The organism is Olsenella sp. KH3B4 (assembly GCA_900111695.1).
Classification (GTDB): domain Bacteria; phylum Actinomycetota; class Coriobacteriia; order Coriobacteriales; family Atopobiaceae; genus Tractidigestivibacter.
Genome location: FOHD01000004.1, coordinates 151,387 through 172,718, shown reverse-complemented (window position 1 = coordinate 172,718; position 21,332 = coordinate 151,387). Strand labels below are relative to the sequence as shown.

18 protein-coding genes are annotated in these 21,332 nt (G+C 60.7%); 6 read left to right on the top strand and 12 right to left on the bottom strand.

The annotated features are described in order from the left end of the window. Positions 1 to 6 precede the first annotated feature (6 nt). From BMX94_RS05350 to BMX94_RS05315, 8 genes are all read right to left on the bottom strand, one after another. Positions 7 to 1,677: a DAK2 domain-containing protein gene (locus BMX94_RS05350; protein WP_091004533.1), complete on the bottom strand. Its 1,671-nt coding sequence runs from the start codon at positions 1,675 to 1,677 to the stop codon at positions 7 to 9. A 34-nt stretch (positions 1,678 to 1,711) separates the two neighbouring features. Further along, positions 1,712 to 2,062 carry an Asp23/Gls24 family envelope stress response protein gene (locus BMX94_RS05345; protein WP_091004531.1) on the bottom strand — a complete coding sequence of 117 codons (351 nt, stop codon included), beginning with the start codon at positions 2,060 to 2,062 and terminating at the stop codon, positions 1,712 to 1,714. An 881-nt stretch (positions 2,063 to 2,943) separates the two neighbouring features. Further along, the gene (locus BMX94_RS05340) at positions 2,944 to 3,273 is read right to left on the bottom strand and encodes a hypothetical protein (protein WP_091004529.1); all 330 of its coding nucleotides are present in this window, start codon (positions 3,271 to 3,273) and stop codon (positions 2,944 to 2,946) included. A 123-nt stretch (positions 3,274 to 3,396) separates the two neighbouring features. After that, positions 3,397 to 4,278 (bottom strand): 3-hydroxy-5-phosphonooxypentane-2,4-dione thiolase, encoded by an 882-nt coding sequence (gene lsrF, locus BMX94_RS05335; protein WP_091004528.1) that lies wholly within the window; start codon positions 4,276 to 4,278, stop codon positions 3,397 to 3,399. A gap of 111 nt (positions 4,279 to 4,389) precedes the next feature. Next, positions 4,390 to 5,535, bottom strand: coding sequence for a substrate-binding domain-containing protein (locus BMX94_RS05330; protein WP_091004526.1), 1,146 nt, complete (start codon positions 5,533 to 5,535; stop codon positions 4,390 to 4,392). A gap of 71 nt (positions 5,536 to 5,606) precedes the next feature. Beyond that, positions 5,607 to 6,686 carry an ABC transporter permease gene (locus BMX94_RS05325; protein ID WP_091004523.1) on the bottom strand — a complete coding sequence of 360 codons (1,080 nt, stop codon included), beginning with the start codon at positions 6,684 to 6,686 and terminating at the stop codon, positions 5,607 to 5,609. Positions 6,687 to 6,688: 2 nt separating this feature from the next. Next, on the bottom strand, positions 6,689 to 7,717 hold the full coding sequence (locus BMX94_RS05320) for an ABC transporter permease (RefSeq protein ID WP_091004521.1): 1,029 nt from the start codon (positions 7,715 to 7,717) through the stop codon (positions 6,689 to 6,691). Positions 7,718 to 7,764: 47 nt separating this feature from the next. Continuing rightward, positions 7,765 to 9,321: a sugar ABC transporter ATP-binding protein gene (locus BMX94_RS05315; protein WP_091004519.1), complete on the bottom strand. Its 1,557-nt coding sequence runs from the start codon at positions 9,319 to 9,321 to the stop codon at positions 7,765 to 7,767. Positions 9,322 to 9,755: 434 nt separating this feature from the next. Here BMX94_RS05315 and BMX94_RS05310 point away from each other — a divergent pair, with 434 nt between their 5' ends. The 4 genes from BMX94_RS05310 (at position 9,756) to rpmB (ending at position 13,072) form a co-directional block, all read left to right on the top strand. Next, positions 9,756 to 10,697 carry a sugar-binding transcriptional regulator gene (locus BMX94_RS05310; protein WP_091004518.1) on the top strand — a complete coding sequence of 314 codons (942 nt, stop codon included), beginning with the start codon at positions 9,756 to 9,758 and terminating at the stop codon, positions 10,695 to 10,697. Further along, positions 10,694 to 12,256, top strand: a complete 1,563-nt coding sequence (gene lsrK / locus BMX94_RS05305; protein WP_091004516.1) for an autoinducer-2 kinase — start codon at positions 10,694 to 10,696, stop codon at positions 12,254 to 12,256. Before BMX94_RS05310 ends, lsrK begins: the two co-directional genes overlap by 4 nt. 90 nt (positions 12,257 to 12,346) lie before the next feature. Next, entirely contained in the window at positions 12,347 to 12,697 is a 351-nt protein-coding gene (locus BMX94_RS05300; RefSeq protein ID WP_091004513.1) for a cupin domain-containing protein, read from the top strand. Between the two features lie 186 nt (positions 12,698 to 12,883). Then, positions 12,884 to 13,072, top strand: coding sequence for a 50S ribosomal protein L28 (rpmB, locus tag BMX94_RS05295; RefSeq protein WP_032111626.1), 189 nt, complete (start codon positions 12,884 to 12,886; stop codon positions 13,070 to 13,072). 188 nt (positions 13,073 to 13,260) lie between these two features. On the opposite strand, the gene BMX94_RS05290 is transcribed toward rpmB, so the two are convergent. Next, positions 13,261 to 14,628, bottom strand: coding sequence for a thiamine diphosphokinase (locus BMX94_RS05290; RefSeq protein WP_091004511.1), 1,368 nt, complete (start codon positions 14,626 to 14,628; stop codon positions 13,261 to 13,263). Positions 14,629 to 14,814: 186 nt separating this feature from the next. Between BMX94_RS05290 and BMX94_RS05285 the strand changes: the two genes are divergently transcribed. Both BMX94_RS05285 and BMX94_RS05280 read left to right on the top strand, forming a co-directional pair. After that, positions 14,815 to 14,997, top strand: a complete 183-nt coding sequence (locus BMX94_RS05285) for an FmdB family zinc ribbon protein (RefSeq protein WP_032111624.1) — start codon at positions 14,815 to 14,817, stop codon at positions 14,995 to 14,997. Positions 14,998 to 15,757: 760 nt separating this feature from the next. Continuing rightward, a complete protein-coding gene (locus tag BMX94_RS05280) occupies positions 15,758 to 17,119 on the top strand; it encodes a polysaccharide deacetylase family protein (RefSeq protein WP_177171338.1) in 1,362 nt (453 codons plus the stop codon). On the opposite strand, the gene BMX94_RS05275 is transcribed toward BMX94_RS05280, so the two are convergent. The 3 genes from BMX94_RS05275 to BMX94_RS05265 are packed head-to-tail and all read right to left on the bottom strand — an operon-like array spanning position 17,116 to position 21,272. After that, positions 17,116 to 18,939 carry an ABC transporter ATP-binding protein gene (locus BMX94_RS05275; protein WP_177171337.1) on the bottom strand — a complete coding sequence of 608 codons (1,824 nt, stop codon included), beginning with the start codon at positions 18,937 to 18,939 and terminating at the stop codon, positions 17,116 to 17,118. The two genes, BMX94_RS05280 and BMX94_RS05275, sit on opposite strands and share 4 nt — an antisense overlap. Next, positions 18,932 to 20,716, bottom strand: coding sequence for an ABC transporter ATP-binding protein (locus BMX94_RS05270; RefSeq protein WP_091004505.1), 1,785 nt, complete (start codon positions 20,714 to 20,716; stop codon positions 18,932 to 18,934). The genes BMX94_RS05275 and BMX94_RS05270 overlap by 8 nt, the downstream gene beginning before the upstream one ends. Next, positions 20,706 to 21,272, bottom strand: a complete 567-nt coding sequence (locus BMX94_RS05265) for a MarR family winged helix-turn-helix transcriptional regulator (RefSeq protein WP_091004503.1) — start codon at positions 21,270 to 21,272, stop codon at positions 20,706 to 20,708. Before BMX94_RS05265 ends, BMX94_RS05270 begins: the two co-directional genes overlap by 11 nt. Positions 21,273 to 21,332: the final 60 nt, after the last annotated feature.

The window sequence follows — 21,332 nt, the reverse complement described above, 5'->3', positions numbered from 1 at the left end:
GGGCGGCTACTCGATGGAGAAGACGACGGGATAGAGCGGCTGCTCCCCGCGGTGAGAGTCAAGCTCGAGCGAGGGCTCGGCGGCGGCGATGGCATCGAGAATCTCCTGGAAAGAGGCATCGTCGAGGTCCTTGCCAGCCAGGATGGTGAGGGTGTCGCCCTCCTCGGCCTCCTGCATGCGGCGAATGAGCTCGACCGTGACATCCTTGACCGAGGAGCCCACAACCGTGATGGCGCCGTCCTCGATGCCCATGACATCGCCGGCGTGGATGGGCGAGCCATCGGCGGCCTGGGAGTCACGCACGGCGCGCGTGACCTCGCCGCCGCGGACCTCAGAGACGGCCTCGGTCATGGCATCGACGTTGTCCTCGAGGGTGCCTTCGGGGTCCGCCGCAAACATTGCCGAGAAGGCCTGAGGGACGGTCTTGGTGGGGACCACGGCAACGTGCGCGTCCTCGCAGGCAGAGGCTGCCGCCTCGGCGGCCATGCGAATGTTGCCGTTGTCGGGAAGCACGATGACGTTCTCGGCATTGGTCTTCTCGACGGCAGCGAGGATGTCTGCCGTGGAGGGGTTCATGGTCTGGCCGCCAGAGACGACAACGTCAACACCGAGCGAGGTGAGGATCGACGCCTCGCCAGAGCCTGCCGCAACGGCAACAAAGCCCAGCGGCTTCTTGGGGGCCTTCTCCTCGGCGGCCTTGTCGGCAGCGATCTTTGCCGTGCGCTCGTGGGCCTCGAGGTCCATGTTGTGGATGAAGACCTCGAAGATCTGGCCGCGCTCGAGCATATAGGCAAGGACCTTGTCGGGCGTGTTGGAGTGCACGTGCACCTTGAAGTCCGGGTACTCGCCCACGAGCAGCTCGCAGTCGCCCATCGTGGCGAGAAACGCAAGCGCGGCGTCGCGGTCGAAGGACTCGTCGTTGGCGTGGAAGAGGAACTCGTTGCAGTAGCGGTACTGCGAGCCCTCCCAGTCGTCGTTGAGCTCGATGGCAACCTTGGAGGAGACGGCTGCCTTGGCGTCTGCGGAGTCGACGGTGGTCTTGAAGTCGGAGACCTCGCCGGCCTTGCCCTCGACGGCGTTCACGAAGGCCTCGAAGAAGGTGGCGAAGCCAAAGGCGCCGGAGTCGACTACGCCGTTCTCCTTGAGGACCGGGAGGAGCTCGGGCGTGCGCGCAACGGACTCGTAGGCCTCGATGACAAGCGCATCGAGCATCTCGGTGGCAGAGATGTGGGTCTTCTCGAGCTGGTCGGCGCGGGTGGACATGTCGCGCAGGACGGTGAGGATGGTGCCCTCGACAGGCTTGCGAACTGCCTTGAAGGCGACCTTCACCGAGCGGCGGAAGGCGTGTGCGATGTCGGGGGCCGTGGGGTTGTCCTGGTCCTTGGCGTCGCAGAGCCCCTCGGCAAGGCCGCGCAGAATCTGCGAGGTGATGACGCCGGAGTTGCCGCGCGCGCCCATGAGCGAGCCGTGGGTAATTGCCTTGGCAATGTCCTCGATGGTGGCGTCCTGTGGGAGCGCCTCCACCTCCTTGACGACGGTTCCCAGGGTAAGCGACATGTTGGTGCCGGTGTCGCCGTCGGGAACGGGGAAGACGTTGAGCTTGTTGATTTCCTCGGCTCGCTCGGCAACGACGTTTGCCGCCACGGGGAAGCACGTGCGGATGACTGACGCGATCATCTTATTTGGACCTCTGTTCTTTCTCTGCGGCGGCCTAGCGATTGGAGCGGAGGCCCTCGATGTGGACAGTGACCTTGACGTCCTCGAGCTCGGCGATTTGCTTCAAGATGAACTTGACCGAGCTGGTGAGGTTGTTCACGACGGATGCCATGTTGACGCCCTGCTCAACGATGACGTGAAGGTCGACGGAGAGGTGCCCATCCGAGGTGACGTCGACGTCAATGCCGCGGCGAAGGCGGTTGGTGGGCAGGAGCTGCGCAACGCCGCCCTGCTCGTCGATGACCGCCATGCCAACGACGCCATAGCACTCCAGCGCGGCATAGCCGGCCAGGTCTGCAATGCAGTCGTTAGACACCTTGAGCGTTCCCGGAACGACACCGGCCATGGGGTCTCCTCTCAAAGCCCTCGCAAAACGAGGACGGTAGAAACGACATAAGTCCTAGTGATTATAGCGCAGGGCGATGCGCACATGCGACCTACCCCACGAGAGCGGGGCCAAGGCGGCCGCAGAGGTTCTCCGGAGGTCGGCGCGGGCCATCCGGGGGTCAGCACGGGCCGGTGTCCAAAATTTGCGGTTGACGGCCCATTTTGGGCGAATCGACGAGTACGAAAACACTAACTTTTTGCGGAGCCGCAGGTAGCGAAATGGCACCCGCTAGGTGATACTAAGCGGAATCCCCGAAAAAGGCCGTCAACCGCAAATTTTGGGCAGAACCCTACTCTCGGACTGAAAAGAAACGGGAAAGCCGTCGTGAGTCCACCGTTTGCAGGCCAACTCCGCATGAGTTTTCGCAACCCATGCATGCAAACCAGAAAACAGAGCTCCATCAATGGCCACGAGGGAAAGCCGGGCTGCCCTTGCCTAATACGCCTCTTTGCGGACAATGGATCCGGCGGTGTTGGCTTCAAAGATGAGGAACTCCGCTTGACGCACTTCTTATACACGGCGTGCCCAACATCGTTTCTTGTGTACACAACCAACATGTCCCCCAACTGCCGCGCCAACTCCTTTTGAAACCTCTCTGCGTTTTGCTTGTTGTTCCCCGGCAGAGAGGGGCATGCCATGCTGAGAGAGTATTGCGGCACACGAAGCACCCGTCTCACGACAACATAGCGCGGGTTGTTCATGGAAGCCAGCAGTTCCCTCATGGCTTCCGCAAAGAGCTGCTTCTCCCAGAGCGCCCCCCGCAACGTGCAGGTAATTCGCAATCCATCCGCAGTTCCGCTGACCTCAACGCGAGCGTTCTCCGAACGGATGGTGCCGTTCTACTGGAATGCCGACAGAATGCTCTTTGCGATAGACTCGACCAGCCTCGTCGGGGAGGCCAGCCGAATCGCGTAACGAATCCCCCGCAGGAACAGCACGTACAAAAGCACCAGCGGGATTATCCCCAGCAGCCCGCCGCCAGCTCCTGCAACGTCCACAACGTTTCTGCAGGTGGATGTCTGCAGCACGCCGGTAGGGACCATCAGCACCAGGCAGGCAGCCAGATTGACGAACCGAAACTTGGTGGCCAGCGCCTCTTCACTGAACTCGTTCTTCTGGCTGCAGCGGGCAGCAGCCGAAGAACAGCAATCGAGGCCAGGGGATGGCATCCTCTGGCCTCGATACTTTTGGGATTGGAACCAACCGTTTGGTTGAGTTAGTAGCTCAGCCAAACAATGCGACTCTCCCCTTCTGGAGGGCGCACGAGACAACAGCCTGCCGAGCCGCCACTCCTAGTGGATGGCGTCCTGATAGAACTCCCAAGCTTCCTTGTCGGTGGCTCCCTCGTGGACGATCATGCGAATAGCTTTCGCCATCTCGATGGGGTGCGGGCTCTGGAAGATGTTGCGGCCCATATCGACACCGTGGGCACCCTTGCGCATCACGTCGTACGCGAGTGCGAGGGCATCGGGCTCGGCGAGCTTCTTGCCACCAGCAACCACGATAGGCACGGGGCAACCCGCGACGACCTTCTCGAACTCGTCGCACTGATAGGTCTTCACAATCTGAACGCCCATCTCAGCGATGATCCTGGTCGCAAGCTCGAAGTAGCGGCTCGTACGCTCCATGTCCTTGCCCACAGCGGTGACGCCCATCGTAGGAATGTCATAGGCCAGGCCAGCGTTGATGACCTGGTTAACGTTGTCGAGGCTCTCAAGCTGCCCATCGGCACCAATGAAGACCTGAACGGCCATGCAGTCGGCGTTCATGCGGATGGCATCATCGATGTCAACATTCACGACCTCGTGGGAGAGGTCGTCCTGGACCATGGAGGAGCCAGCGGAGACGCGAAGGGCAATGCCCTTGTTGGCAACTGCCTCAGGAGGCAGGCAGGTGCGGATGATACCGCGTGTACCCATCATGCAGTCCATGTAGGGCGCAAGCTCAGGCAAAAGCAGGTCGAGTCGCTCCAGACCAGTAGCGGGCCCCATGAAATAGCCGTGATCGAAGGCGAACATGACGGTGTTGCCGCTCTTGGGGTCAAAGATGTTGGCAAGGTGCTTCTTCATGCCCCAGTCAAGATCGTTGGCGCCCTTGAGGTAGAAACCCTTGTTGTTGGCAAACGGCTTGTCCAAGTGGAAGTTCTTCTCAACCTTGTCGACGTTTTCGGCCATGTAGTTCTCCAATCTATGACGCGCAAACAATATGTCTAGAAGTCCCCTCTGCCAAACCGGGGCCGTCGGCACAAGGCCGACGGCCCTTGGGGGAAGGGAGGACCCTATTGACTAGAAGTCATAATCGTTCATGTTGTCCTTGGTGAAGACGAGGCGCTCGGGAAGCAGGATGACGCCGTTGTTCTCATCCTTAGTCGTAGCGCCCTCGGCGATGCTGTCGTTGGCCATGACCTCGCACTCGCCAATGTCGGGGATGTCAATCTTGTCGCCAACCTTGACCGTGTTGCCGGCAGCCAGGTACGCGGCGGCATAGCAGCCCATGGCACCCTGCACGCCGCAGTCCCAGAGGCCCCAGTTGTAGATGGTGCCGTTGGAGCAGTACTGCTTGACCGAGTTGGGCGACGCGAAGCCGGTGATGGTGATCTTGTCCTCGTTATAGCCCTTGTTCTCGGCTGCCTGGAGCTGGCCGGGCAGCGCCGTGGAGTCATTGCAAATGATGAGGTCGATGTCGGGATACGCATCAAGGACGGCCTCGCCAATAGTGATGGCCTTCTCGGCATCCTGCTCGGAGTAGTAGTTATCGGGGTGAACGTTCTGCCACGTCGGGTAGTTCTCAGAAATGTACTTCTCTGCTGCTTCATGCCAGGAGTTCTGGTCGGTAACAGTTGCCTGCGAGTAGTGCCAGCAGTAGGTGATGGCGTCCTTGTCCGGGTCCTTGCCGCGCTGCTTGAGGCCATCGACACCCATGTCAACGAGCATCTTGCCCAGGATGTCAGGCGTGCCCTGGGAGACCATGAGGGCGCGGTCCTCGGGGTTGGCGTCGGAGTCCCACGTGCAAACCACAACGCCCGAGTCGGCTGCCTTCTTGAGGGCGTCAGAGACGCCGCCAGCATCAACAGTGGAGATGCAGAGGGCATCCACGCCAGCAGCGACCTCCTGGTTGATGACGGAGACCTGGGCAGAGACGGAAGCCGTGGAGTCTCCAACGTAGTCCACCGTGAAGCCCCACTTCTTGGCGTGCTCCTGAGCGCCGTTGTTGGCGGACTCGAAGAACGCGTTGCCTGTCACCTTGGGGATGAACGCGACGGTCTTGCCGGAGACGTCTCCGCCGGCCGAAGAGCTGGAACCTGCAGACGAGGAGTCAGAAGATCCGGAATCGGACGAGCTGGACCCGCCGCAGCCAACGAGACCAAGCCCGACCGTGGCCACGGAAACACCCATGAGCCTGCAGAAGTTCCTACGAGAGAGCTGTGACATTGCTAACCTCCACCTTCCCATGCCTAGGGACTTTTTGTCCCGCCTATTTCACGTCCTTCATGCGTACCGCGCTACGCCTTCTGGACGTCCTTCCTGAGGAAAAGAGACTTGAGCGTTGTTCCCACGCTCTGGTGACTTGCGACTGAACGGCCCACGATAATGGCAACAAGGAGAATGCCTACGGGAATATCCAGGTACTGCGTACCAATCTTGAAGCAGAGCGGCAGGCCAAACCTGAGCAGGGCAATGACGAGCGAGGAGAGCGCGGTGCCAAAGACCGAGCCCTTGCCACCTGTGGAGAGGGTGCCGCCGAGGACGACCGCGGTGACGATGTCCATCGTGAGGTCACTTCCGAGGTCGGACTTCGCGGTGCCGAGGTAAGACGTGAGGATGATCCCGGCGATGGCAGCCGCGATGCCGCTCAGAATGTAGGTGGACATGATCACGCGACGAGAGTTAATGCCAGAGAACTCGGCAGCACTGGGGTTGACACCGCACAGGAAAATCTTGCGACCGTACTTGGTCTTGTGGAGCAGGATGAACGCGATGACAAGCAGCACGGCGTAAATCACAATCTGGAGCGGGAGAACGCCACCGATCTTGTACTGCCCTATCACCTTGAATTCATCGGGGAAGTTGCCGATGCCCTGGTAGCTTGCCGTACTTGAGAGCGTGGAGACGAGAAGGGCGATGCCCGAATAAAGGAAGCTTCCACCCAAGGTGACAACCATCGCCTGGACGCCGCAGTAGGCGATAAAGAAGCCGGAAAGAGCGCCGCAGGCGGCCGCAACGATGATTGCCAGCAGGCACGACTGGAGAATCGAGAAACCAAAGTCCTGCCAGGTAACGCCAATGATGATCGAGGTGAGGCCAACAAGCGAGGCCACCTGGATGTCAATGCCGCCAGTAATCATGACGAAGGTCACAAAGAGCGAGATGATCATGACCGACATGGAGTCGTCAATGCTGGTGAGAAGCAGTTGCGGCTTGAGGAACTTGGGGTTAGCCGCACCAAAGATGACAAACTCAAGTAGGATGAGCGCCACAAGCATGATGTTCCAGCTTGCCTGACCGCGCTTGAAGAACGACAGGCCATTCTTCTTGGAAGCTGCCCCCTTGCCGGCAGCGGGCGCCTTGCTGTTTGCCGCCATCACTACTCGCCTCCCTTCTCGGTCGCGCCAGCGACTACCTGGTCAGGAGAAACCCGGGCGAGGAGGCGCGCATGGTAGTTCTTGATGACGCTTCTGTGCTGGATGAGTGCGTCAACGACGACGATCACGATGAGGATGATGCCTGTGATGGCATTGTCGTAGTTGGACGAGAAACCCATGAAGACGAGCAGGTAGCTGATGGAGGCCATGATCACGGCGCCCACCGCGGCACCTATGACGGAGCCGACGCCGCCAACCAGGCTGATGCCACCAAGGACGCAGGCAGCGATTGCCTTCATCTCGTAGCCGTCGCCGGAGTCAGCAGTGACGAAACCGATACGGCTCGTGAAGATAATCCCGGCAATGGCGGAGAGCACACCGCAAATAACGTATGCAATGACCTTCACCCGCTTGGAGGGGATGCCCACGAGCTCGGCGCCACTCGCGTTGTCGCCCACGGCAATGAAGTAGCGACCGTGGCGGGTCTTTGTCGTAAGCACCCAGATAACAATGGTGAGCACGACAGCTGCACAGTAGTACACCGTAAGGTCACCCACGGCAGTGACGGCCGAGAAGTCCTTAAAGTCCTTGGGGAGATTCTCGACCCAAGCGCCGTTGGTGTAAAGGTACATGAGGCCACGCAGGATACCGCAGACGCCGAGCGTGAAGATGAGCGACGGCGCATGCATGAGGGCAACGCCCCAGCCATTGATGAAACCGATGGCGGCACCGATGAGAATGCCCACGAGAATCGCCGCGGGCACCGGAGCCCCGTCGCGAAGCATCGAGCCCACGACCGTGGCGACAATGCCGAGGTTGGCTCCTACAGAAACGTCAATCTCACCGATGAACAGGGTAAATGCCATGCCTACCGCAACAAGCGTGTACACCACAGAGGTATTGAAACACGCAGAGACGTTCGACGAGTTAAGAAATGACGGGTTTATCAGCCCGACCACCAAGAAGAGGGCGATGAGGAACAAAATGCTGCTCAACTCCCTCGCATGCAAAAGCTTTTTCAACGCTTTCACCGTGACCCACACCTTCCGTCAGTGATGCCTGCAGTACGTGCGCAGCGTTACGACGCAACCTTCTCGCCAGCGCCCTCGTGGTAGACCCCGAAGGACGCCGCCATAAGGTTGTCCTGGGTGATCTGGTCCTTCTTGAACTCATGGTTGATGCGGCCCTGGAACATGGTGACCGCGCGATCAGCCAGCTCCACGACCTCCTCCATGTCGCTGGAGATGAGCAGAATAGAGACGCCCGTCTTTCTCAGCTCCTGAAGCACCGCATAGACATCGCCACGGGCGGCGGCGTCAATGCCACGCGTGGGCTCGTCAAGGATGACGAGGCGTGGCTCGGAGGCAAAGGCGCGAGCAATGATGATCTTCTGCTGGTTGCCACCGGACAGGCTACCGACCTCCTGGTCGAGGCCCGTGACCTTGGTGTGGAAGTTGTCCACGTAGGACTGGGAGATCTTGTCTTCCTCAGCCTTGTTGAGGAAGAAGGAGCCCAGACGCTTACCGTTGAGGATTGATGCCGTGGTATTCTCGGCAACGTCGCGAATGCGGAAGATGCCGTTGGCGAAGCGGTCCTCCGAGACATAGTTGATGCCCTCTTCGATGACCTGCTTGGTGCTCTCGCCCGTGATGTCTTTGCCGTCGAGAAGGACCTTACCTCCCAACACCTTGTCGCGACCAAAGATGGTAGTTGCCATCTCGGTACGGCCAGCGCCAACAACGCCAGCCAGGCCAACCATCTCTCCCGGGTAAATCTTGAGATTCACATGAGAGAAGCCGTAACCGGTAAAGTCCTGAAGCTCGAGCACCGGCTTTGCACTGTAATCAATCTCGGAAACGGGACGCGGGGCTGCCTTTGCCTCTCGCTTCTTGGTATCGGGCGGAAGGAGGCCGCGGATGAGGTCGTCACGCGTGAACTCGGAGACATTGCCCTGCATGGCAATGATGCCGTCGCACATGACCGAGACCCGATCGGCGATCTCGAAGACCTCCGTGAGTCTGTGGGTGATGTAGATGATGCCGATGCCCTTCTCCTTGAGGCTCTCTACCACCTTAAAGAGACTCTTGACCTCATCGAAGGCAAGAGCAGAGGTGGGCTCGTCGAGGATGAGGACCTTCGAGCGGCGCATGATGCCACGGAGAATCTCAACCATACCCTGCTCAGCAATCGAAAGCGTAGAGGCTTTACGCTCGAGGTCGAAATGCCAGCCGATCTCGCTCATGGTCTGCTCGAGCCTGCGGTCAAGCTCGCTCGGGCTCTCAGAGAAGCCAATCTCAACGTTCTCGCGAACGGTCATGTTGGGGAAGAGCATCGGTTCCTGCGGCACCATGTAGGTGCTGTTGGAGAGGGCCTCACGGGTGCTGTTGTGCTCGACCTTCCTGCCCTCCACGTAGATCTCGCCACAGTCCTGCGTGTAGATGCCCATGATGATCTTCATGAGCGTCGACTTGCCGGCGCCATTTCCGCCTACCAGGGCAATTGCCTCCCCGGGCATGAGGTCAAGGCTCACGCCCTTGAGGACCGAGTTAGACCCAAACGCCTTGCAGATGTTACGCACGGACAGCAGCGCGTTTGTGATCTCGTAGGAGGAAACGCCCTCGCTTGTATCCGCCATTGCTATCCCCCATTCAGGTAAGAGCTTCTGTCTCTTAAGAAATGGTGCATTGATGGACTTCTGTTCGCCCTGTGAGCACTCTACCGGTTTTCCTCCTCCCAAGACGGGCGGTCTGGACGGATGGCCGCAAATTGACGTTGTACGGTTGCATTACGTCCGTAAGTGGTAGAGGACTACCAGACGCTTGAGGGTGCCAGAGGAGAATCGATTTTAGCTTTTAAGCTATCTACCTTGTGTTTATTTGTTTTTCTGACCAATCATCAGAGATGGCTTTCCTTAGTTTGGTGACCGTTTGCCGATACTCGCCAACGTTTACAGGCAATAACGCAGACATGCAGTCGTAACCGTGAGAGAGTGTTTTCTGAACTCGATTCTTTGTTCAAGTCTGTTACAATTGTTCATATAACAGATATTTGTTCGAAGAGAGGCAGGCAATGGGCGAGTCAACTAACCTCTTCATGGTTAAGGCGGCTTGGTACTACTACATAGTTGGCTACACGCAGAGCGACATCGCCGATATGCTGGGGCTCTCGCGCGCCAAGGTGGTGCGTCTTCTGGACGAGGCGCGCGAGCAGGGCGTTGTTCAGTTCACCTTTAGGGCAGACGACAGTGCTCGCATGGACGTTGAACAGGAGCTCATTCACCGTTTTGGCCTGGAGGACGCCTTTGTCGTACCCACGGCTCGCGAGCGTGCAGCAACTGAGGACTCGATTGCGCGTGCAACATCAATGTATATTTCGTCCCACCTCGAGGATGGCTCTTACCTCAACATGGGGTACGGAGCCATGATGAACCGCGTGCTGGGGTCTCTTGCGCGTGGAACATGCCGAGACCTAAGCGTCATCAGCCTCACCGGGGGCGTGAACTTCTACCTGCAGGACATTCCGCCTAGCGTTATGTCCATCAGACTCAACCTTCTTCCCTGCCCAATTCTTCTCTCAACCAAGGAACTGCGCGACGCCATGGTGCAGGAGCCCAGTATCACGAGCATCGCCAAGATGGTGGATCTTGCGTCGATGAGCGTGGTTGGCATTGGCGGCATCTCTGATAACGCAACCATCCTCAAGAATGGGATGCTCACAAAGAGCGACTTCGAACTCCTGCGCATGCGTGGGTCTGTGGGCGATATTCTCTGTCACTTTATCGACGCCGAGGGCAACCCCCTTCCCACAGACATCGAGTCCAGGCTCGTCTCGACGAGCCTTCCCTCACTGCAGCATATGAGCAACGTCGTCGCTGCCGCCGGTGGCGACGAGAAGGTGCGTGCGATACGCGCGGTCCTCAGGCACGGTTACGTGAACACGCTCATCACAGACGAGAGGACCGCAACGAAAGTAATCGAGGAGGACGACAGGCTCAAGGAGATGGTCCCATGAAGTATTTGATGGCAATCGACGCGGGGACAGGCAGCGTGCGTGCGGTGCTGTTCGACACCAATGGTACGCAGATGGGAGTCGCACAGAAGGAGTGGACGCACCGCGAGGATCCGCGCTGGCCAGGAAGCATGGACTTTGACTGGAAGCATAACTGGGACCTCGCCCGTAGCTGCGTGAGCGAGGTTCTCGCTTCGACGGGTATCGACCCTGCAGACGTCGCCGCCGTCTCGACAACGTGCATGCGCGAGGGCATTCTCCTCTACGACGCTGATGGCAATGAGATTTGGGCGTGCGCCAATGTCGATGCGCGCAGCAATGACGAGGTCGCCCAGCTCATCGCGAAGGATCCCGACCTCGAGCGCGAGCTCTACCTCGAAAGCGGGCAGACCTACGCCCTTGGTGCGCTCCCCCGCCTTCTGTGGGTCAAGAACAAGATGCCCGAGGTTTACGAACGGGCAGCGAGCATTGGCATGTTCAACGACTGGCTCATCTACCATCTCACGGGTGTGCTGGCAGTCGAACCCTCGAACGGATCGACGACAGGAATCATGAGCCTCGAGAAGCGAGATTGGGATCCATCGATTTCAGAGCGCTGTGGCCTTCGAACCGACCTCTTCAAGCCCGTCCTCGAGTGCGGATCGCTTGCTGGCCACGTAAACGCACAAGGCGCACGCGATACCGGCCTGGCCGAAGGCACTCCCGTCGTGGTGGGTGGCGGAGACTGCCAGCTGGGGATGATTGGCGTCGATGCCTGCCTGCCCGGCCAGGCGGGAGTCTTTGGCGGAAGCTTCTGGCAGTACGAGTTCAACACGGCAAGCCCCAAGACAGATGAGAACTGCCGTGTTCGCGTGAACTGTCATGCCGTTCCCGGCGTCTGGCAGTACGAGGCCCTTGCCTTCAAGCCCGGCCTGGTGATGCGTTGGTTCCGCGACGCGTTTTGCCAAGAGGAGAAGCGCATTGCCGCAGAGACTGGCGAGAGCGCCTATGACCTCATGGACGAGCGCGCCGCCGAGGTGCCCGTGGGCGCTGGCGGCATGGTGTGCTGCTTCAGCGACATCATGAATTACATCCACTGGACACATTCCGCCCCCACGTTCACCAACTTCGAGCTCGATCCCGAGAGATACAACAAGTACACCTTCTACCGCGCAATCCTCGAGAACACCGCTCTTCTCGTAAAGGGCCACATCGAACTTGTGCGCGAGTTCACGGGCAACGAGCCCGAGGAACTTGTGTTTGCCGGAGGCGCCTCGTACAGCGACCTCTGGGCACAGATTGTGAGCGACGTCACCAACAAGCCTGTTCGCGTACCGGTCGTGAAGGAGGCCACCGCGCTTGGTGCGGCCATTCTCGCCGGCTACGGCGTTGGCATCTACCCCAGCGTCGCCGAAGGTGCTCATCGCGTGGTGAAGATCGAGAAGACCTTCTCGCCAGATGCGGCCAATCATGCGACGTACGAGAGGCTCTACGAGACGTGGCGCAAGGTCTACGCAGCCCAGCTCGGCCTCAGTGAGCAGGGCATCACGAAGAGCATGTGGAGCGCACCTGGCATCAAGTAGACGAAACCGGGAGGCGGCGCTCCCGCGCAGCGCCGTCCCCCATCGCTTGTCTCATCCAACATATTCCAGCCACGAGAGGAAAGGATCGCCATGTTTGTAACAAACGAGGACAAGTTCGAGTATCGGTTTGGCAACTCTGGACCCAAGTACCTCATGAAGGGGCCGCGTGCCAACTTCGCGCTTGTTGCCTTCCAGCCGGGACAGGACTTCGACGCCCATCACCACAACGTGATGGAGGAGAACTTCTACATTCTGGAGGGGAAGGTGGACATCGTCGTTGACGGCAAGGTCAACGTGCTCGAGCCTGGCGACTTCATCCACATCGAGCCGGGAGAGGTCCACTACGTGAACAACCCCTATGACAAGCCCGTGAAGATGGTCTCGGTGCTGGCGCCCCACACCGATCCAGACAAGTTCATCGACCCAAAGCCGGTATATTAGGGTTTAGAAACTTGGAACGGCACAGGACTGCCAAGCCGCGGTCGTCTCAGCCCATCATCGAGGGGCATGGCCGGTGCCAATACCAAGAAGTTGTGTGTATCGCTTGCGAGAAGCCGCCCAAGTGGTATATTTGCAAGGCTTGTTGATTAACGGGCGCGCGAGCGCCGCACTTTGGAGGTCAAGGTCATGTCGAAGGTTTGTGATATCTGCGGCAAGCACGCCGTTGCCGGTCGTTCCATCAGCCACTCCCACCGCACGGTTGCTCGCACGTTCAAGCCCAACATCCAGCGCGTCTCCGTCGTCGTCGACGGTCAGCGCAAAAAGCTCAACGTCTGCACCAGGTGCCTCAAGAAGGGCAACCTCGTCCGCGGCTAAGCTTCGAGGACTCAAACGTATGCAGAAAGGGACCGCACCAGTTTGGTGCGGTCCCTTTTTTGACGGTAGGGGGAGCTGACGCCGGAAGACGACTTTTGGCAGCAAGAGCATACGAGGCCCCCGCTGTGGCGCCGTTCTGGCCCCGGGGGGGCGCGTTTCCGCAGCGCTGGCGCACACGCACCGGTAACCTACCGCAGCAGGAACGCCGCCACCGCGCCGGAGCTCACGGACACCACAGCGTCGTCACTCTCCACCACGTTTGAGATTCCCACGTCGTCGAGGAGACCAAGGGGCTTCTCATCGATGCACCACTTCATGCCAGACTCGCTCGCGACCGTACCCGGCGCCACGGCCACAGCCGAGAAGGTATGCCCGCGCGCCTCCGCGCCAAGCCGCCATTCGCGCGCGCCCACTGCAGACACAACGCGCATCTCGAACGAATCCTCAACCAGGATGGAATGCGCGTCCGCTGCTCCGGCGAGAAGGCCCACGACGCCTAGCGCATGGTCGGGCCTGCCGCCAGAAGCACAGGTCACCGTAAGGCTCAATGGCCGACCCTGACGCGCGGCCTCGTGCCGCGCGCAGTCGATGGCAAGCGAGAGGTCCGTCGCGTACTTATCAGAAGGGAACGTAATCGAGCGGCCCGCCTGGTCATATGCCCAAGCTCCGTCCTCCTCGCTTACAGAGTCGTGATCCCCGCAAAACGCATGGGGTACCACCCCGGCAGCCCGGCACGTCTCGGCACCCCTATCTGCCGCGACGATATAGTCCGCCTTAGCCGCTAGCCGCGCAACAAGCTCCGGCGAGCTCGGCGCCGGGGAGCCGTCAACCACAAGTGCTCGCAGCGGTTCCTCCCCCGACGCCACTACATCTTTCATCATTGGTGCGACCGCGTAGTCCTCGATGAGCGCCAGGGAGAGCTCCGCATAGCCGTGAACGAATATGTCGCACCATGGCTTTACGTCCCTCTCGTCTCGCCCATCATGGTCGTTCATGAGGCCAACAACGTTGAACCCCGCCCGCTTGGAGGTGCGCACTCCAAACGGGGCGTCCTCGAAGACCCAAGTCTCCCCCACCGATGTGCCAAGGCGACGCGCCGCTTCGAGGTAGACGTCGGGAAACGCCTTGTCGCGCCCGCCTACCTGCTCGGTTGTAACAATGTCCTTGAAGAAGTGGGCAATGTCGTGCGTCTCGAGCGCCACGCGCACCTCACGCAGCGGGGTCGAGGTGGCAATCACCATGGGGATGCCGGCCGCCGCCAGCTCCTCGAGAAAGCCACGGGCACCCGGCATGAGCGGAATGTCCGTCGCATAGTGATGGCGCACAATGGCGCAGGCCTCCTCGTAGAGCTCGCTGGCTGGGGTCGTGATGCCAAGCTCGTCGTGCATCATCTGACAGCCGTCACCCAGCGTCACACTCTCGATGCGGTCGAAGAACGAACGGTCCACATCGCTGCAACCATGCGCGCGAACGAGCTCGAGCATCACGCTGCTCCACATGCGCATGGAGTCCACGAGCGTCCCGTCACAATCGAAGATCGCACCCTTGAAAGACATCGTTTCCTCTCCCTTGCTGAACGCATACGTGCTGCGGCGAGCAGATTCAGTGTTATCCCCAGGCTTGCCGCCCACGGACTGGCAGCAATCCCTCCGGTTGGGTAAAGTATCCCATGGCTTGGGCGCCGACATGCCCGCCCGGACCACCTTACAGCATCTGCACCAAGCTTCCGGAGGAAGAAGAACATGGCTCGTTATGACTACAAGTGCCCCTCATGCGGTTCCACCTTCGAGGTCGAGCATCCCATGAGCGCTCATCCAAAGGTGAACTGCCCCAAGTGCGGCCACGAGGCCGAGCGCGTGTTCGAGACCTCGGGAATCGTGTTTAAGGGCTCCGGCTTCTACAACACCGACCAGAAGGGCAAGTAACCCTCCTCCTCAAAAGCAGAGGCCCAGTGGCCCCGCCGACTGCCGGCGGGGCTTTTTGTACCTGCGATTATCTTCACGACCGGTGGAGTTATCTCCTCAGCAACGCGTTGCTCACCTTGTCTGCTGCAATTTACGTGCAAAAGTGAGGTTGTGTGTAAGTGCACGGAGTTGGAGATGGCATTCGAGGTCTCCCTCGACCTAACCAAACATCATGGTGATGAGTGCTATCAGGCATAATTATGTTAGTTTACCGGCGAGATCCCACGTGATTTCCGACCAACCACACCCGACGTCTCCCAAACCAAGAAAATAACCCACATATCCTGACTTCTGCACGTAATTTTGGCCTCTCATGTTACCCGGAGCGATTCGCATATGTTCACAAGCCGTAATGCGGAGGTCTGGCAGCAGCGAAGAAACGCTTTGGATACGCCTGGCAGCCTCCACCATGCGCACGAAACCAACACGGAGAATCCCCCAACAGCGTTAACGCAGGAAGCTGGTAGGTACCAGTCGTTTCCGTGTGCGCTTTTTCCAGAGCGCGAGTTGACAACAGGTCGAGACACCCGATACAACAAGACAATCACAGACACAGTGGCCATGAGTTGTCGGAATTATTGAGACATGAAGAGCAGCCAAAGCCATGAGTGCCGCGCTGGAAAGTAGTCTATGGTTATTTGAACACAGACATCGGGGCGCATCCCCTCGATACAACGAAGCAGAAACGACGTCACGCGGCGGGCTAGGTTCCGGAGGAAGCATGTCTGAGACGCATAACGAGAAGATCCCCTCCAAAAGGATGGCGGGTCCCACGAATAGTAACGACTTTGGGCTTGTAGGCAAGGGTGCGGGATTCATTCCCACGGGAGACGCCAGCGCAATGCCCGAAGGTGACAACCGCGGCAACGGAGAAGGTCGAAGCAGGCGCTTTGTAGCTCGGACGCTTGTGCCCCTCCTTGTGCTTGGAGCGCTTTTCGGCGGCGGTTACTACTGGTGGACCAGCCTCCGTCCCGTGCAGGTGACAGTCAACGGCACGCTCCAGAGTGTGACCGTAAGCACCACCATCGACCAGCTCAAGAGCGACGAGGGGATCCAGACAACCCCGGGCAACTACGTGAGCGTCTCGGGGAACATCCTCGCCGAGGGTGAGGGCTACCCCTATTCGGTGACCGTTAACGGCAAGGCCATGGACTACGACGAAGCCAGCACCTACAAGGTTGCCGGCGGAGAGCGCATCACCGTGAGCGACGGCGGGGACCGCACGGAGCCCTACACCACCGAGACCGTGAACCAGCCGCCCAAGCTCCTCATGGACGGCAACGTGGGAGCCATCAACTACATCTCTCAGTGGGGGTCCACGACGGTGAAGGACGTGCTCACTGGCCAGGAGTCTGGCGAGCAGGTCGACGGCACGGTCTACGAGCAGGGCCAAGACTGCGTGGTCACGGTTAAGGACGTGCAGCCCTCGGACGACAAGAAGCTCGTGGCCCTCACCTTTGACGACGGACCAAGCCAGTACACAGGGCAGTATCTGCAAATCTTGCAGGGCAAGGGCGTAAAGGCCACCTTCTTCTGCCTGGGCAAGGAGGTTGACGCCAACCCCGATGAGGCAAAGGCGATCGTAGACGCGGGGTGCCAGATCTGCAGCCACTCCTACGACCACCCGGACCTCAGGGCGTCTGACTCCCAGACCGTCCTTGACCAGCTGACAAGCTCCTTCTCGTCAATCGAAAGCGCCACGGGCGTGAAGACCACCGCGTTTCGACCGCCCTACGGGAGCTTCACGCAGCGCACCTGGCTCGCCACGCAGGGCGTGGCCACCGTGGCCGTGCGCTGGGACATCGACACCGAGGACTGGAAGCAGCCCGGTGTGGACCAGATTGTCTCGGCTGCCTGCGACAACGTGCACTCCGGGAGCATCATCCTGATGCACGACGGCGGCGGCCCGCGCGACCAGGACGTCGAAGCGCTGCCGCAGATCATCGACAATCTCCAGGCGCAGGGCTACACCTTCGTGACCATAAGCGAGCTTCTCGCCAGCGACGACTCGATTCCCTCGGACATCGCGAGCTGCGATGCGGCCATGCCCTCGAGCGCCGTCTGGCCAGACGAGATCGGCTAGGCGAACTGGCTGCGGTAGAGCGCCGCGTACGCCCCACCCTTGGCCAGCAGTGACTCGTGCGTGCCCTGCTCGATGATGGTGCCGTGGTCCATGACCAGGATGAGATCCGCGTCAACGATGGTCGAGAGCCGATGCGCGATCACAAAGCTCGTGCGGTCCTCCATGATGGCCTCCATCGCACGAACGATTGCCTGCTCGGTGCGGGTGTCCACGCTCGAGGTTGCCTCGTCGAGAATGAGCATGGCTGGGTCGGTGAGCATGGCGCGGGCAATGGTGAGGAGCTGCCGCTGGCCCTGGCTCACGTTCTCCCCGCCGTCGGTGAGACGCGTGTCGTAGCCGTGCGGGAGCGTGCGCACGAAGAAGTCCACGTGCGCGGCGCGCGCGGCCGCTTCGACCTCCTCACGCGTGGCACCCGGCCTGCCGTAGGCGATATTCTCTGCAATAGTGCCCTCGAAGAGCCATGCGTCCTGAAGCACCATGCCAAACTCGCGCCGCAGGTCGCGTTGGCGCAGCTGCCTGGTGTCTACACCATCAATGGTGATGCGGCCGCCATCCACCTCATAGAAGCGCATGAGCAGGTTGATGAGGGTGGTCTTGCCTGCACCCGTGGCGCCCACGATGGCAACCTTCTCGCCGGGCTCGGCCACAAGCGAGACGTCATGCATGAGGGGCGCCTCGGGCGAGTAGCCAAAGCGCACGTGCTCGAAGGCCACACGACCCCGCACCGGCTGCGGCAGCTCTGCCGGCACCTCGGGGTCGGGTAGAACCTCGGGCGCGTCGAGCAGCGCAAACACGCGCTCCGCTGCCGCAAGCGCACCCTGCAGCATGTTCACCGTGAGCGAGAGCTGCGTGAGGGGCTCGGACGCCTGCGTCACGTACTGGAAGAAGGCCTGGAACGCCCCGACTGTCATCTGGCCGCCCGCGACAAGCGCGCCGGCAGCAAGGCCAATGGCCACCTGCGAGAGTCGCACGAGGAAGCGGATAGCAGGAGAGATGGCGTTGGTGAGAAAGTCCGCACGGGCGCTCGTCGTGGCAACCTTCTCGGCATGCGACTCGATTGCCCGAAGGCTTGCGTCCTCGACTCCAAAGGCCTTGATGACGGTACGGCCCGAGTAGGCCTCCTCGACGCTCTCGGTGAGGTGGCCCAGCGCGTCCTGGCGCGCCGCGGCGGCATCAAGCGTGCGGCTGGCGGCAAACTTGGTGACCACAACCGACGCCGCGGCAAATGCACAGAACACGAGCGCCAGCGCCAGGTTTGAGAGAAGCATGAGCACGACGGCGCCCACCAGCGTCGTAAACGCGATGATGAGCTGCAACAGTCCGCGCTGCAAGACCTCAGAGACCTTGTCGAGGTCGTTGGTCGCGCGGCTTATGGTGTCTCCGGGCTGGTGCGCGTCGAAGTACGAGAGCGGAAGCCTCCCCAACTTTGCCGAGATCTCCTTTCGCAGGGAGAGGTTAAGCCGCTCGGCAAAGCTCGACATCACAAGGGACTGCACGGAGTAGAACGCCCAGGCGCAGGTCCAGATGCCAAAGTAGGTGAGAACCTCGCGACCACCGTTGCCAAGACCAACAACGTAGACCTCGCCCTTCGCGAAACTCGCCTGGATGTTCTCCCACAGCACGTCCACCACATGCGCGCTGTACGCAGCGGCTCCCAGGCTCGCGGCAACGTAGACAACGGCGCTCGCAGCGGCAACGACCAGGCGCCAGCGCTGCGTGCCGGCCGCCTCCCAGAGGCGACGTGCCGTCCCCCTTGCGTCGTGCGGACGCTCCTCGTCAAGCGCGTCCTTCTCGTCACGTGCGTTTCTCTCGTCACTCATCGGCGGTGGCACCTCCCCTCGTCTGCGACTCAACGATGTCCCTGTAGGCGGGGCACGTCTCCATGAGCTCGTCATGCGTGCCGCGACCCACCACGCAGCCGTCCCCGAGCATCACGATCTGGGCCGCATGACGCACCGTGCTCACGCGCTGGGCGATGATGACCACGGCTTGGTTGGCAAGCTCGCGCTCGAGGGCATGGCGCAGCGCCGCATCGGTCTTGTAGTCGAGCGCCGAGAACGAGTCGTCAAAGACGTAGAGGTCTGCGTGGCGCACGAGCGCGCGGGCGATGGCTAGGCGCTGTCGCTGGCCGCCCGAGAAGTTCGACCCGCCCTGTGCGACGCGCGTGGAGAGTCCATCGGGGAGCTCCCGCACAAAGCCCGCCTGCGCCACGTCGAGCGCGTGCCAGAGCTCCTCGTCTGTGGCAGCGGCATCTCCGTTACGCAGATTCTCGGCGATGGTGCCCGAGAAGAGCCATGCCTGTTGGGGCACGTAGGCAATGTGGGAGCGCAGCTCCTGCTGCGTGACGTTGCGCACATCGACTCCCAGCATGAGAAGCGACCCGGCTGTCACGTCGTGGAAGCGAAGGAGCATCTTCGCCACGGTCGACTTGCCCGAGCCGGTATTGCCCATGATTGCCGTGACCTCACCACGCCGCACGGAGAAGTCGAGGTCATGGAGGGTGTCCTCATCGGCATCGGCGAAGCGGAAGCTTGCGTGCGAGAAGCGCGCGACCCCGTCGCCAGGCTGCGGATTGGGGGGTGCACTAAGGTGCTTGGGTGACGCTGGATCTGCCACGCTCGGCACCGCCTCGAGCACGGCAGCAGCGCGCGTAAGGCACGAGAGGGCCCTGGGCACCTGGATCATTGCGAACTGCGCCATCATCATGAAGAACATGATGAGCATGGCGTACTCGAGCAGCGCGGAGATGGAGCCTATCTGCATGGCGCCCAAGCCCACGCGGTCCGCGCCCCACCACATGACGAGAACCTCGACGACGTTCATGAGGAAGAACGTCGAGCAGTCCACAACCGAGAAGAGCATGTTGACGCGGATGGCGTTTGTGGCGTAGTCCTCGAAGGTCTCGTCCAACCGGCCGCGCTCGCGTTCCTCCTTGCCAAAGGCGCGGATGACACGCGTGCCGGTAACAACCTCGCGCAGCCGCGAGTTCATGCGGTCAACATAGCCCTGCATGGCAAGGAAGATAGGCGTCGACCTGGCTATTGCGATAAGCGAGATGGCGAGCATGGCAAGCGTGACAAGAAGGAGAAGACGCCCCATCACGGGGTCGATGCCGAATGCCAGGACGATGGCAACCACGCAGGTGACGGGCACCGGAAAGACCATCATGAAGGCCATGAGCAGGGTCTGCTGCACCACATTGGCATCCGAGAGCGTGCGGGTGATCATCGAGCCCGTGCCAAACGCGTTGAAGTCGGCCCCAGAGAGCGCAAGCGACTTCTTGTAGACGGCCACACGCAGGTCGCGACCAACATAGGCCGCAAGGCGCGAGGCCACGTAGTAGGAGGCCACGCATCCGCCGGACCCCACCACCGCAGCCACGAGCATGGCAATGCCATGCGTGGCCAGCTCGGCGGTGTCACGCGTACCCACAGCCACGTTCACGAGTGCAGCAAGCTGCGTTGGAATGAGGAGCATGCCCACGATGTCCGCAAGCAGCAGCACTAGCGAAGCCGCGGCAAGACGCCAGTGTGGGCGCATGAGCTGCGTGAGAACCCTCCACGACGCGCGCTTGCTGTAGTCACGCTCAGCGGACATGTGGCCTCGCCTCCCCTGCGCTCTCGGCTGGCCCGCTCGCAGCAGGCCCGTTGGACAATTCGCTCGCAGCTGGCCCATCCGTATGCAGAGCCTGCATCTCAAGGTCGATTGCGACCACATACCGGCGAACGAGCGCAACGAGGTCTGCCCGGTCACGAGGCGAGAGCGAATCGAAGGCACGCTGCTCTGCCTGAAGCGCAGGCGAGACCTCCCTCTCGCAGAAGGCGCGACCCTCGGACGTGAGCGTCACGATCTTGCTGCGTCGGTTGTTCTCGTCACGCTCGAGCGTCACCAGGCCACGGGTGACGAGCGACCTCATGGCCGAGCTCACCGTCTGGCGCGAGAGCGAATGGCACGTTGCGATGGACCCCTGGGGACAGCTGCCCCCGGCAACCACGATGTCCACAAGGATCCAGTACGCCGTCTCGGAGAGGCCACAGCCCTTCGAGATCTCGTAGTAGAGGCGCTCGACCTCCTGGTAGACGATGTCCATGTCGCGGACGGTTGGGACGCCTGGCGCCTGGACCCCAGCGCTTCCCGACTGCTCCTCCGGCAAGAGAACCCCCAAGATTGTACGATTTCGGACAATGAGGAAACCATGGTAATCCTGAATGCC